General features: G+C 68.6%; 15 protein-coding genes. 6 read left to right on the forward strand and 9 right to left on the reverse strand.

Annotated elements, in window-relative coordinates:
- Positions 1-29 precede the first annotated feature (29 nt).
- Positions 30-287 carry a DUF167 domain-containing protein gene (locus tag CHB86_RS06280; protein ID WP_089232151.1) on the reverse strand — a complete coding sequence of 86 codons (258 nt, stop codon included), beginning with the start codon at positions 285-287 and terminating at the stop codon, positions 30-32.
- Between the two features lie 62 nt (positions 288-349).
- Between CHB86_RS06280 and CHB86_RS06285 the strand changes: the two genes are divergently transcribed.
- The 3 genes from CHB86_RS06285 to CHB86_RS06295 are packed head-to-tail and all read left to right on the forward strand — an operon-like array spanning position 350 to position 2,768.
- A complete protein-coding gene (locus tag CHB86_RS06285; protein WP_089232152.1) occupies positions 350-1,456 on the forward strand; it encodes a class II histone deacetylase in 1,107 nt (368 codons plus the stop codon).
- Between the two features lie 32 nt (positions 1,457-1,488).
- Positions 1,489-2,067, forward strand: a complete 579-nt coding sequence (locus CHB86_RS06290) for a nitroreductase family protein (RefSeq protein WP_089232153.1) — start codon at positions 1,489-1,491, stop codon at positions 2,065-2,067.
- Positions 2,064-2,768: an EI24 domain-containing protein gene (locus CHB86_RS06295; protein ID WP_089232154.1), complete on the forward strand. Its 705-nt coding sequence runs from the start codon at positions 2,064-2,066 to the stop codon at positions 2,766-2,768. The genes CHB86_RS06290 and CHB86_RS06295 overlap by 4 nt, the downstream gene beginning before the upstream one ends.
- Here CHB86_RS06295 and CHB86_RS06300 read toward each other — a convergent pair.
- The 3 genes from CHB86_RS06300 to mce are packed head-to-tail and all read right to left on the reverse strand — an operon-like array spanning position 2,761 to position 3,712.
- Positions 2,761-3,003, reverse strand: a complete 243-nt coding sequence (locus tag CHB86_RS06300) for a DUF333 domain-containing protein (protein WP_089232155.1) — start codon at positions 3,001-3,003, stop codon at positions 2,761-2,763. The genes CHB86_RS06295 and CHB86_RS06300 overlap by 8 nt on opposite strands.
- Position 3,004: 1 nt before the next feature.
- On the reverse strand, positions 3,005-3,304 hold the full coding sequence (locus CHB86_RS06305) for a DUF1467 family protein (RefSeq protein WP_089232156.1): 300 nt from the start codon (positions 3,302-3,304) through the stop codon (positions 3,005-3,007).
- Between the two features lie 3 nt (positions 3,305-3,307).
- The gene (gene mce / locus CHB86_RS06310; RefSeq protein WP_089232157.1) at positions 3,308-3,712 is read right to left on the reverse strand and encodes a methylmalonyl-CoA epimerase; all 405 of its coding nucleotides are present in this window, start codon (positions 3,710-3,712) and stop codon (positions 3,308-3,310) included.
- A 147-nt stretch (positions 3,713-3,859) separates the two neighbouring features.
- On the opposite strand from mce, the gene CHB86_RS06315 reads away from it, so the two are divergent.
- Complete coding sequence (locus tag CHB86_RS06315; protein ID WP_089232158.1) at positions 3,860-4,579, forward strand: response regulator; 720 nt, start codon at positions 3,860-3,862, stop codon at positions 4,577-4,579.
- A 49-nt stretch (positions 4,580-4,628) separates the two neighbouring features.
- Here the strand turns inward: CHB86_RS06315 and CHB86_RS06320 are convergent, their stop codons facing one another.
- The 5 genes from CHB86_RS06320 to CHB86_RS06340 all read right to left on the reverse strand — a co-directional run bounded on the left by CHB86_RS06320 (position 4,629) and on the right by CHB86_RS06340 (position 10,835).
- Complete coding sequence (locus CHB86_RS06320) at positions 4,629-5,870, reverse strand: DUF1501 domain-containing protein (protein WP_089232159.1); 1,242 nt, start codon at positions 5,868-5,870, stop codon at positions 4,629-4,631.
- A 9-nt stretch (positions 5,871-5,879) separates the two neighbouring features.
- Complete coding sequence (locus CHB86_RS06325) at positions 5,880-7,253, reverse strand: DUF1800 domain-containing protein (protein WP_089232160.1); 1,374 nt, start codon at positions 7,251-7,253, stop codon at positions 5,880-5,882.
- Positions 7,254-7,456: 203 nt separating this feature from the next.
- Positions 7,457-9,232, reverse strand: coding sequence for an aspartate--tRNA ligase (aspS, locus tag CHB86_RS06330; RefSeq protein ID WP_089232161.1), 1,776 nt, complete (start codon positions 9,230-9,232; stop codon positions 7,457-7,459).
- Positions 9,233-9,456: 224 nt separating this feature from the next.
- On the reverse strand, positions 9,457-10,251 hold the full coding sequence (locus CHB86_RS06335; protein WP_089232162.1) for an SseB family protein: 795 nt from the start codon (positions 10,249-10,251) through the stop codon (positions 9,457-9,459).
- Entirely contained in the window at positions 10,248-10,835 is a 588-nt protein-coding gene (locus CHB86_RS06340; RefSeq protein WP_089232163.1) for a uracil-DNA glycosylase family protein, read from the reverse strand. The genes CHB86_RS06335 and CHB86_RS06340 overlap by 4 nt, the downstream gene beginning before the upstream one ends.
- A gap of 82 nt (positions 10,836-10,917) precedes the next feature.
- Between CHB86_RS06340 and CHB86_RS06345 the strand changes: the two genes are divergently transcribed.
- Both CHB86_RS06345 and CHB86_RS06350 read left to right on the forward strand, forming a co-directional pair.
- A complete protein-coding gene (locus CHB86_RS06345; RefSeq protein WP_089232164.1) occupies positions 10,918-11,274 on the forward strand; it encodes an ArsR/SmtB family transcription factor in 357 nt (118 codons plus the stop codon).
- Positions 11,267-12,301, forward strand: a complete 1,035-nt coding sequence (locus CHB86_RS06350; RefSeq protein ID WP_089232165.1) for a permease — start codon at positions 11,267-11,269, stop codon at positions 12,299-12,301. Before CHB86_RS06345 ends, CHB86_RS06350 begins: the two co-directional genes overlap by 8 nt.
- Positions 12,302-12,386 lie beyond the last annotated feature (85 nt).

Genomic DNA, 12,386 nt, shown 5'->3' on the forward strand with positions numbered 1-12,386 from the left:
GCCGCCACCTCTTTGCCAAGGCCCGCCGCTCACGGATCGTAGCGAAACACCTTGTCCCGCGCCTTGGCGCCGCGCACCAGGGTCAGGCTCGATTTCGGCACGCCGAGCGCGCGGGCGAGCAGCTTCTGCACGGCGGCATTGGCCTTGCCGCCCTCGGGAACACTCGTGACCAGCACCCGGAGCCCCTCGGGCCCGGCCTCGACGGCATTTCGCGACGCCCTGAGCGTCACCCGCACGGCGATCTCCGTCCCGGGCTCCGCAAGTTCCGACAGATCCGCCTTTGCCATCGCCTCTTTCCGTTCCTGGCCCGCCCCCCTAGGCTAGCCCGGGCAGGCAGGGAGAACCACGGATGCGGACGGGCTTTTTCTGGGATGAACGCTGTTTCTGGCACTCTGGCGGCAACTACGCCCTGACCCTGCCCGTCGGCGGGCTGGTGCAGCCGACCATGGGCGGGCTTCCCGAGAACCCCGAGACCAAGCGCCGGCTGGTGAACCTGATGCGGGTGACCGGGATGGACCGGCATCTCGCCATGCGCGGCGCCGAGCCCGCCAGCGAGGCCGAACTCGCCCGTGTCCACCCGCTGTCCTACCTCTCCGAGTTCAAGGCCCTTTCCGATACCGGCGGAGGTGAGATCGGGCTTCGGACGCCCTTTGGGCAAGGGGGTTACGAGATCGCGGCCCTCTCGGCCGGCCTCGCCCGCGACGCGCTGGTCGCCGTGCTTCGCGGGGAGGTCGAGAATGCCTATGCGCTCTCGCGCCCGCCCGGGCACCATTGCCTGCCAGAGTTCCCCAATGGCTTCTGCCTGCTGGCCAACATCGCCATCGCGATCGAATCGGCGCTGGATCAGGGCCTTGCCGGGCGGATCGCCGTGGTCGACTGGGACGTGCACCACGGCAACGGCACGGAGGCGATCTTCTACGACCGGGCGGAGGTGCTGACGATCTCGCTGCACCAGGAGCGCAACTACCCGCTCGACACCGGCGACGCGGAAGACCGTGGCGCCGGCGCAGGGCTGGGCGCCAACATGAACATCCCGCTGCCGCCGGGCACGGGGCACCGCGGCTACCTGCAAGCCATCGACCGGCTGGTGCTGCCGGCGCTGGAGGCGTTCGAGCCCGACGCGATCATCGTCGCCTGCGGGTTCGATGCCTCTGCCGTCGACCCGCTGTCGCGGATGCTCGCCAGCGCCGAGACCTTCCGCGCCATGACTCAGCGCCTGCGCGCGGCGGCGGAGGATCTCTGCGACGGGCGGCTCGTGCTGGTCCACGAGGGCGGCTACTCGGAGGTCTACGTCCCGTTCTGCGGCCACGCCGTGCTCGAGGCGCTGTCCGACGCCCCCGTGGCGGCCCCCGACCCGCTGGCCGAGACCGTCGCCGCGCGGCAACCGGGACCGCGGCATGACCGGATGGTCGAGGGGCTGATCTCGGATCTGGAGGAAGTGTTCCGGCGGCGATAGGAAGGGGCAAAGCCCGATCCAACGGAGGCCCCATGCCGGACCCGAACCAAGCCGCCCTCGATTTCCTTCTGACCCGGCGTTCCCGCCCGGCCAAGACCCTGCGAACGCCTGTGCCGGACGAGGCCGCACTGCGCACCCTGCTGACGGTAGCCGCCCGCACGCCCGACCACAAGAAGCTGGAGCCCTGGCGCTTCATCGTGTTGGAGAAGCCGGCGCTGGAGCGGCTGGCGCTGATGGTGCCCGACCGCGCCGAGGCGCTCGGCATCGCGCCGGAAACCGCCGAAAAGATGGTCCGCCAGTTCGCCGATGCCGATCTCGTCGTCGCCGTGATCGGTGTGCCGCGGGACAATGACGCGGTGCCCGAGATCGAACAGATCCTTTCGGCCGGCGCCGCTTGCTATGGCCTGCTCTCCGCCGCCCTCGCCGCCGGATGGGGCGCCAACTGGCTGACCGGCTGGGCGGCTTTCGACCGGCCCTTCATCGAATCCGGCCTTGGACTGCGCAGCCATGAGTTCGTCGCCGGCTTCATCCACATCGGCACCGAGACCAGCGCCCCGCCGGAGCGACCGCGCCCGAACCTGGACGCGATCACGGAATGGCAGCGTAAATGAGGATTCTCGGCGATTTCGCACGCGCGGTCGGCCAGATCCCGGACCCGCGCTTCCTGCGTGTCCTGCTCCTCGGCCTGGGCCTGACCCTCGCTCTTCTGATCGGCGCGACCTGGCTCTTTGCCTGGGTCGCGGGCTGGCTCGTGCCGGAGAGCTTCACGCTCTTCGGGCTCACCATCGACTTCGCCGGCGGCATCGCTTCGGGCGCGGCGGTGCTGGTGATGCTGGTGGCCTCGGTCTTCCTGATGGTGCCCGTGGCGTCGGCCTTCACCGGCCTCTTCCTGGAACAAGTCGCCGAGGCAGTGGAGGCCCGATTTTATCCCCATCTGCCCCCGGCCACGCCGGTCCCGATGGGCGAGGCGCTCAAGGACACGGTCAATTTCCTCGGGGTGATCATTGCCGTGAACCTGCTTGCGCTGATCCTGTATTTCTTCGTCGGGCCGTTTGCGCCGGTCCTCTTCTGGGCGGTCAACGGCTTCCTGCTCGGACGGGAATACTTCCAGCTCGTCGCCATGCGCCGGGTCGGCCGACAGGGGGCGATTGCCGCGCGCCGGCGGCACATGCCGGAGATCTGGCTCGCCGGCGGCCTGATGGCGATTCCGCTGTCTGTGCCGGTGATCAACCTTTTCGTGCCGATCCTCGGCGCGGCGACCTTCACGCATCTCTACCACCGGCTGGAGCCGCAGGACGCCCGCGTCAGTTAGTGGCGGGCGCCTTGTCCCAGTTCTCCCGGAAGTAGTCCCAGGCGTCGACCCGGGTGCCGTCGGTCAGCACGCAATAGCCGCGCTGGCCGTCGGCCTCTGTCTCGATCACGTATTGCCCCCCGCTCTCGATGCAGAACGTGGCCGCCGGATTCGCGGCCGCGGTGGTGTTGGCCTGCCCGCCCGTTGCGGCAAAAGCCAGAAGGCCGGCGACGGATATGGTGGTCAGATGATTCACGTTACTGCTCCCCGGATGAGGATGCGCCCGCCCCCGGCCCGAACCGGTGGAACAGGTCGAAGTCGTCGACCGTGATGGTTCCGGTGAGGATGATGGCGCAGGTGATGGCCCAGAGCGGCAGCGTGATCGCCGTCACGATCCGCGCCTTGCGCTTCAGGTTCGGGTTGGTCGGTGCCGAGCGCGGAGTGCCCGGCGCCACGTCCCCGGCCTCGTGCTGCGTCTGAAGCCTGAGCGGCAAGACGATGAAAAAGACCATGAACCAGATCACGGCCAGCAGGACGAGAGCGGAGGTGATTGCCATGGATCAGACCTGCTCCAGTTCGATCAGGCAGCCGTTGAAGTCCTTCGGATGCAGGAACAGCACGGGCTTCTTGTGGGCGCCGATCTTCGGTTCGCCATTGCCGAGCACGCGTGCGCCCTGTGCCTTGAGCTTGTCGCGGGCGGCAATGATGTCCTCGACCTCGTAGCACATGTGGTGGATGCCGCCCGAGGGGTTCTTTTCGAGGAAGCCGGCGATCGGGGAGTTCTCGCCCAGCGGGTAGAGCAGCTCGACCTTGGTGTTGGGCAGTTCGATGAACACCACCGTCACGCCGTGGTCCGGCTCGTCCTGCGGCGCGCCGACCTTGGCGCCGAGCGTGTTGCGGTATTGCTCCGACGCGGCTTCGAGATCCGGCACCGCGATGGCGACGTGGTTGAGACGACCGATCATGATCAGCTTCCTCCTGAGTGGATATGCGCCGCCTTATCGCTCCGCAGGCCCACCCTCCGCAACCCTGCCAGCCTGCGGCGCAGGGTCCATTTACCGCTCGTTAGGCAGAATCGCTCTTAATCGACTCAAAGGTTGAAAGGAACTGCCATGACCGACGACCTCAGCATCCAGATCCCGTCCCGCAAGCCGTCGGTCGACCGGCCGCTCCAGGGGCTTACCGTGCTTGTGGTGGAAGACAGCCGCTTCGCCAGCGAGGCGATGCGGCTTCTGTGCCTGTGCAGCGGCGCGCGCATCCGTCGTGCCGATTGCCTCGCCTCGGCGCACCGGCATCTCGCCGTCTACCGGCCCTCGGCGGTGATCGTCGATCTCGGGCTGCCCGACGGCTCCGGCGCCACGCTGATCCGGGAAATCGCGCAATCGGACCAGCCGGTGCCTGTGCTGCTCGGCACCAGCGGCGACGACGCCGCCGAAGGGGTCGCCATCGCGGCCGGCGCGCACGGGTTCCTGCAGAAGCCGATCACCAGTCTGGCGGTGTTCCAGCAGGCGATCCTGTCGAACTATCCCGGCACGATCGCGCCCAATTGCATGCGCCTGGTCTCCGCCGACCGGGTCACGCCCGATCCGCTGGCTTTGCGGGACGATCTCAGCCACGTGGCCGAAATCCTCGCATCGCCCATGACCCGGCAGAAGCTCGACTATGTGCGCCAGTTCCTCTGCTCGGTGGCCTTCAGCGCCTCCGACGACAAGCTGGCCCGCGCGGCGAACCGGCTGGCCTGGGCCTCGCAGCCGGATCCCAACGCGCGGGCCGCGCTGGCGGAAGTCACCAGCCTCGTCGAAATGCGGATGACCGGCACCGGCGCGTTCTGAGCCACCCGTTCAAAGATCGCTCCGGACCCGGCCTTCGCCGGTCTCCGCGTCAGAGGATCACTTTGCCGATCCCGCTCATGTCCAGACCGGGAAAGATCGCGTCCTCGAGGGTCGCGCGATCGAGGCCCAGAAGTTCGCGCATCGCCGCTGCCGCGTAGCTTCGGACATCGGCCGTCGGCATCAGGTCGCGCCCGGCATAGAGATCGCCCTCCCCCATACCCGGCCAGTCCCGGTGGACGAGTCCGCCCCGCACCGCGCCGCCGGCCATCAGCATCGCGCCGCCGGTGCCATGGTCGGTGCCGCCGGTGCCGTTCTCGCGCGCGGTCCGGCCGAATTCGGTCATCGCGAGTACCGCGGTCTTGCCCCAGACCGGCCCGAGCCCGAGTTTGAGCGCCAGGATCGTGTCGGAGAGCTGCGCCAAGGCCCGGCCAAGGCCCTGCGACTGGCCCCTGTGGGTGTCCCAGCCGTTGATCGAAAAGGCCGCGACCCGGGTGTCGGCGCGCAGGCGGTTGACCGCGAACTCGGCCACGCGCAGATGCCCGCCGCCGGTCGTGGCGGCCTCCATCATCGATTGCATCGCCGCCATGTCCGGCCCGGCGTCCTCCAGCGAGCCGGCAGCCGCAAGCTCGCCGGTCAGCCGCAAGGCCTCCTCGGAGGCCGCGTGGAACAGCGGATCCTGCTCGTAGATCCGGTTCAGGAGCAGCTCCGCCTGTGGCGAGAGCGCAAGCCTGGTCCCGGGCGCCCAGTTGGCGACCGGTGCCGTGCCCTTCAGGATCAGCAGGTCCTCGCGCCCGATCGCATAGGCCGTCTCCGGCTCCAGCCCCGGCACCGCCTGCAACATGCGGTTCAGCCAGCCGTCGCGCCCGGCCGCGCCGCCCGGCACATCGGCGGTACCGGCCTCCAGCAAGTCCTGCCCGTCGAAATGGCTGCGCTTGTCGCGGTAGGGCGTGGAAACCGCATGGGCGAAGGAGAGTTCGCCCGCCGCCCAGAGCGGCATCAAGGGCGCAAGGGCCGGATGAAGCGCGAAGAACCCGTCGAGGTCCGCCGCGCCGGCCGCCTCGCCGACCTTGAGCGCGTTGCCCCTGAGGCCGGCAAAGGCCGGATCGCCGTAGGGCTGCACCACATCGAGTCCGTCCATCCCGCCGCGCAGGATGATCACGACGAGCCGCATGTCCCACGGCGCCGCCGCGAGCGACACCGGCGTCATGAACGGGCTGGCCGCAGCGGTGCAGCCGAGCGCTGCCCCGGTCAGCAGGAAACGACGGCGGTCGAAGGTCGCTTTGCGTGTCATGGCGCGCTCCTAGCGGCGTTGGAATTCCGGGGAGGCGAGGACAATCCCCACCCCGTCCCCGCGGGTCTCGGCGGCTCCGGCCGCAAAGACCAGTTGTTCGGACGCCATGTCGCCAAGCGCCGTCGCGACGAAGGCGCGCGGGTCGGGCATATCGCCGCCGAAATGGCGCTGCAGCCCCATGGCCCAGGTGATCCGAACCGCGAGCCCCTGCGGCGTGATCCAGGCCTCCGCCTCCTCGGGCCAGCCGTCCGGGCCGGACGGGTTCTGCCAGGGCTGTCCCATCATCTCCAGCGGGCGCAGGACGAGCCGCTTGAACGCCTTCGGGTCCATCTCCGCCATCTCCTGCCCCGTCATGCCGAGCGCACGCAGGCTTGAGACAATGAAATCCGTGGGTTGCTTCGCTTTCTGAAGGCGCGGCCGGGTGGCGGAGGGATGGGCCAGCAGGGTGCCGGTCACCGCGCCGAGGTCGCCACCGGTCTCGAGGAAGGCCGCCTCCAGCGCGGCGACCAGCTCGGCATCCGGCTGATCCGAGACGAAGTGAACGGCCAGCTTGCGCGCGATGTGACGCGCGGTATCGGGGTGCACGGCGAGATCGTCGAGCACCTGTTCCACATCCTCCAGCTTCGGCTTGCGCCGCCCGTAGTTCCGCCCCAGCACGGTCTCCGGTCCGGGCTCGCCGCGGTTCTCGTTGAAGGAGAACCCGTTGATCGCGTTCCCGGTCAGCCCGGCAAAGAGCTCCGCCAGTTCACGCACGTCGTCCTGCCCGTAGCTGCCCCCGACGCCCAGCGTGTGCAACTCCAGCACCTCGCGGGCGAGGTTCTCGTTCAGCCCGCGGGCGGGCCTTGTCCTGGCGAAGGCGGAGTTCGGACCGACGGAAGCGCTCTGGTCGAGATAGAGCAGCATCATCGGGTGCTTCACCACCGCGCGCAGCATGTCCGAGAACCGCCCGGCAACATGTGGACGGATCGCCTCCTCGGCAAAGATCGACACGCCCGCGCGGGTATCCGTGCTCTTCCCCAGAACCGTGAAGTGATCGGCCCAGAACCAGGTCAGCCGCTCGCGCAGGCCGTCGTCGGTGTCCAGCCCGCGCGCCAGCGTCTGGCGCGTCAGGTCCCACTGGCGGGCCTGCAGTTCGCGGCGCAGCGCCGACTTGCGGTCGAGGTCCGCCTTGCTGGCGGTGCCGGCACGCCGTCGGTCGTTGACCTGCTTGATCTCCGCGATCGCCGGAAAAAGCGAGGTGAACGCCGGGATCGGATAGGCGGCGGCCATCCGGTCCTGGCCGGCAAGCGCCGCCAGCATGGCGTCTGCGCCCTGCGGGTCCGGGATCCGCGGCGACCGTCCGGTGCCGAAGCGGATCGCGGCAAGGGTTGGATCGAGTGTCAAGAATGCCTCCGCGACGATGACCGCCCCATCATGCAGTCAATGAGGGGTGCAGGTCCCGGATATTCAATAGCATTGCGCGCAACGCGGCGCACGAGGCATGCGGTTGCGCCGTTTTCCGCCGCAGGTCCATGCCCGGAGAGGCCCGAAAAAGGAAACGCCCGGGCGGTGGCCCGGGCGCGTCGGCAGTGCCGCTCAGGGCGATGTCATTCCTTCTCGATCACCCGCAGCGACAGTTCGCGAAGCTGTTCGTTGGTGGGCAGCGAGGGCGCGCCCATCATCAGGTCCTCGGCGCGCTGGTTCATCGGGAACATGATGACCTCGCGGATGTTGGCCTCGTCGGCGAGCAGCATGACGATCCGGTCAATGCCGGCCGCGCAGCCACCGTGCGGCGGGGCGCCGAAGCGGAAGGCGTTGACCATGCCGCCAAAGCGCTTGATCACCTCTTCCTTCGGATAGCCGGCGATTTCGAAGGCCTTGAACATGATCTCCGGCTTGTGGTTCCGGATCGCCCCCGAAAGGATCTCGTAGCCGTTGCAGGCGCAGTCGTACTGGTAGCCCAGCACCTTCAGCGGATCGCCTTCCAGCGCCTCCAGCCCGCCCTGCGGCATCGAGAACGGGTTGTGCTCGAAATCGATCTCGCCGGTCTCCTCGTCCTTCTCGTAGATCGGGAAGTCCACGACCCAGCAGAAGGCGAAGCGGTCCTTCTCGGTCAGCCCGAGCTCGTCGCCGATCACGTCGCGCGCCTTGCCGGCGACCTTCTGGAAGGCCTCCGCCTTGCCGCCAAGGAAGAAGGCGGCGTCGCCCTTGCCCAGGCCGAGCTGCTGGCGGATCGCCTCGGTGCGTTCGGGGCCGATGTTCTTGGCCAGCGGGCCCGCGGCTTCCATGCCGTCCTCGCCGTCGCGCCAGAAGATGTAGCCCATGCCGGGCAGCCCTTCCTGCTGGGCGAACTTGTTCATCCGGTCGCAGAACTTGCGGGACCCGCCGGTGGGCGCCGGGATCGCGCGGATCTCGGTGCCGTCCTGCTCCAGCAGCTTGGCGAAGATCGCGAATCCGGAGCCGCGGAAATGCTCCGAGACGTCCTGCATCTTGATCGGGTTGCGCAGGTCCGGCTTGTCGGTGCCGTACCACAGCGCCGCGTCACGGTAGGAGATCTGCGGCCAGTGCTTGTCGACCTTGGCGCCCTTGCCGAACTCCTCGAAGACGTCGGTCAGCACCGGCTGGATCGTGTCGAACACGTCCTGCTGGGTGACGAAGCTCATCTCCATGTCGAGCTGGTAGAAGTCGGTCGGCGAGCGGTCGGCGCGCGGGTCCTCGTCGCGGAAACAGGGCGCGATCTGGAAATACTTGTCGAAGCCCGCGACCATCATCAACTGCTTGAACTGCTGCGGCGCCTGCGGCAGGGCGTAGAACTTGCCGGGATGCAGGCGGGACGGCACGAGGAAGTCGCGCGCGCCCTCGGGGCTCGAGGCGGTGATGATCGGCGTCTGGTACTCGCGGAAGCCCTGGTCCCACATGCGGCGGCGCATCGAGGCCACCACGTCGGAGCGCAGCTTCATGTTGTCCTGCAGCTTCTCGCGGCGCAGGTCGAGGTAGCGATAGCGCAGCCGGGTCTCCTCCGGGTATTCCTGATCGCCGAAGACCATCAGCGGCAGTTCCTCGGCGGCGCCCAGCACCTCGATGTCGCGGATGAAGACCTCGACCTCGCCGGTCGGGATCTTGGGGTTCACCAGCGCGTCGTCGCGGGCCTTTACCTCGCCATCGATGCGGATGCACCACTCGGAGCGCACCTTCTCGACCTCGGAAAAGGCCGCGCTGTCCGGGTCGGCCAGCACCTGCGTCACGCCGTAATGGTCGCGCAGGTCGATGAACAGGATGCCGCCATGGTCGCGCACCCGGTGCACCCAGCCGGAGAGACGGACGGTTTCGCCCACGTTGGCGCGGGTGAGGTCGGCGCAGGTCATGCTGCGATAGGCGTGCATATCGGGGCCCTTTCGGCGGAAAATCTCGGTCCGCGCCGATACACCCCTTGAGGCGGAGGATGTCAAGCCGAGCCAGCACCGCCTTCCCCCGCGCCGCAGGCGCGCCCGGCCCAACGGGATGAGGGGCCGCAAGGCCCTGAAGACGGGCGGGAGCCGTCGGTCACATGTCGGATCGCTCGATCATCGAGCCGACAGCCCGTCCGTTGCCGCGAGTGGCGGCGTGCTCAGCGCAGGATCGGCGGATCGTCGGGGTCCATTCCGGGCGGGGCGATCTCGGTCACCTCCGACCGGGCCGGTTCCGGCAGGTCGAAGCGCAGCCCCACCCTGGCCAGCCGCGCGGCAAGCGGGTCGCTTGCGGCGATGAAGGCCACGTCCATCTCGCCGGCTTCCAGCCCGGAAAAGGTCAGCGCCTCGCCCGCGGCGGAGGCCAGCGCCCGTTCCGCGCCCGGCACCGTGTCGACAAAGGCGAGGAGGTGTCCGTTGCGGCCGCTGTCGTACTGCACCGCGACCAGGTAGGCCAGGCGCGCAAGTCCGGCGGCGACGGCCAGCTTCGCGTCGAGCCCGCTGAGCAGGCTCTCGGGCACCGACCGGGGCGCCGAAACCTCGCGCGGGCGCTCCTCGGCCTCCTGCGGACCATGCCCGAGCATGTCGGCCAGCCAGTTGACGGCCTCCGCCGGAAGGATCGTCTCGGAGGCCGGAACCCCGAGGTTCACGCCGAGCCCGATCCCCTGCCCCGCAAGCATCTTCACAACATGCCGTCCCGAGAGCGCGGCGAAATCCGCTTCCGCGCCGACGAATTCCGCGAGCCGCAACTCCCGGTCGAACACCAGCACCACCGGCCCGTCCCCCAGCGGAAACACCTTGGGTTCGATGCTCTCGCCGTCGGCCTCGCGCTCGAGCAGCAGGAACAGTTCCGAATCGGCCAGTCTTTCGTGGAAGCGCATCCGCGCGGCGTCGCTGTCCGGCTCCGCGATCATCGCCTGGTGGGCCCGGTCGAGGGCGGTCGCCTCGTCGTTCATCGCATCGTCTCCTGCACCTGTCGTCGCAGAACCGGCAGCAGGTCGCTCTCGAACCAGGGGTTCCGCTTCAGCCACGCCGTATTGCGCCAGGACGGATGGGGCAAGGGGAATACCTCGGGCGCATGGTCGCGCCAGCGCGCCACCGTCCGGGTGACGCCCCCGGCCGCCGCCGCGCCGAGGTGGTATTTCTGGGCATAGCCGCCGATGACGATGGTCAGCCGGAACGGCCCTGCCCAGCGGAGCGCCTCGGCCCGCCAGGTGCGCGCGCAGATCGGCGGCGGCGGCAGGTCCGAACCCTTGCGGTAGCCGGGAAAACAGAAGGCCATCGGCATGATCGCCACCCGGTCGCGGTCATAGAAGCTGTCGCGGTCGAGCCCGAGCCAGTCGCGCAGCCGGTCGCCCGAGGGATCGTGGAACGGTATGCCCGCCTCATGCACCCGCGCCCCAGGCGCCTGCCCCACGATCAACAGTCGCGCGCCGGGGCGGAACCACACCACCGGCCGCGGCGCATGCGCCGTCTCGGTGGCGGCAAAGCGCTCGGCGCAGAGCCGGCAGGCGGATATGCGGGCGGGCAGATCGTCCATTCTGCGAGGGTATCTAGTGCCGGTCCGGAGATCATGCAAATCTGTCATTGCGATATTTCTAGAAGTATAGAAATATATTGGCATGACGACTCACAGCCCTCCCCCCGCCGCCCCGGGCATCGCGCTCGAAATCGCCGCCTCGACCTTTGCCGCCCTCGGCTCCGAACAGCGGCTGAGCGTGTTGCGCAGCCTTGTCCGCGCCGGGCCCGAGGGGCTCTCGATCGGAGAGCTGGGCGAACGCTGCGGGGTGACCGGCTCGACGCTGACCCACCACGTCAAGACGCTCACCCAGGTCGGGCTGGTGAAGCAGACGCGCAAGGGCCGCAGCGTCATCTGCGCCGCCGTCGCCTACCACGAGATCCGCGCCCTGACCGACTTCCTCCTCTCCGAATGCTGTGCCGACAGCACCAACCCACAGGATCACCATCGCCATGAGTGACACCACCCAGACCCCCTCTCCGCTGCCGGCCTTGTGGCGCAGAACCGACAAGGTGTGGCTGCTGATCGCCGCGATCCCGCTGGGCATCGCGCTGTTCGACGCGCCACAGGCGTTGGACACCATGACCTTCGCGCTCGGCGCGCTGGCCCACACCGCGCCGTTCATCCTGTTTGCGGTTCTGGCCGTCGCCTATCTCAAGGCGACCGGCGCCGAGACTCTGCTGGCCCGCGCCTTCGAGGGGCGCGAGACGCGGATGATCCTGCTCGCCGCCATGGCGGGCGGGCTCTCGCCCTTCTGTTCCTGCGAGGTCATCCCCTTCATCGCCGCCATGCTGGCCATCGGAGCGCCGCTCTCGGCGGTGATGGCCTTCTGGCTTGCCTCGCCGCTGATGGACCCCGCGATGTTCATCATCACGACAGGCGCGCTCGGACTGGATTTCGCAGTTGCCAAGACGCTCGCGGCGGTCGGCGTGGGCCTGATGGGCGGTTTTGGCGTCAAGCTCTTCGCCAACTCCGCCATCTTTGTTGACCCGCTGCGCGAGAAGCCGCAGACAAGTTCCTGCTGTTGCTCGAAAAAGCCCCTCTCCGGGGAACCGGTCTGGAAGTTCTGGACCGAGCAGCCCCGGCGCGAGACCTTCGTCTCCACCGGCCGCAACAACGCGATCTTCCTCGCGAAATGGCTGTTGCTCGCTTACATCCTCGAGGCGCTGATGCTCACCCATGTTCCGGCCGAGTCGATCGCGCGCCTGCTCGGCGGCGAGGGGCTCTGGCCGATCCTCGTGGGTGCCCTTGTCGGCGCACCGGCCTACCTCAACGGCTATGCCGCGGTGCCGCTGATCGACGCGTTGCTGCAACAGGGCATGTCGAACGGGGCCGCGATGTCCTTTGTGGTGGCCGGCGGAGTGAGCTGTATCCCGGCAGCCGTGGCCGTCTGGGCGCTGGTCAAGCCGCGGGTCTTTGCAGGTTACATCGGCTTCGCCCTCACCGGCGCGGTGCTGGCCGGAATCGCCTGGTCGCTGGCTGCCTGATCCCGGCGCAACAGATGCTGACACGAGCTGGGCCGCGGGCGGAATGGCGCGCGGCCCTTTGCGTTGGACCACCTGCACCATTCAC

The organism is Tropicimonas sediminicola (genome assembly GCF_900188335.1).
Lineage (GTDB): Bacteria > Pseudomonadota > Alphaproteobacteria > Rhodobacterales > Rhodobacteraceae > Tropicimonas > Tropicimonas sediminicola.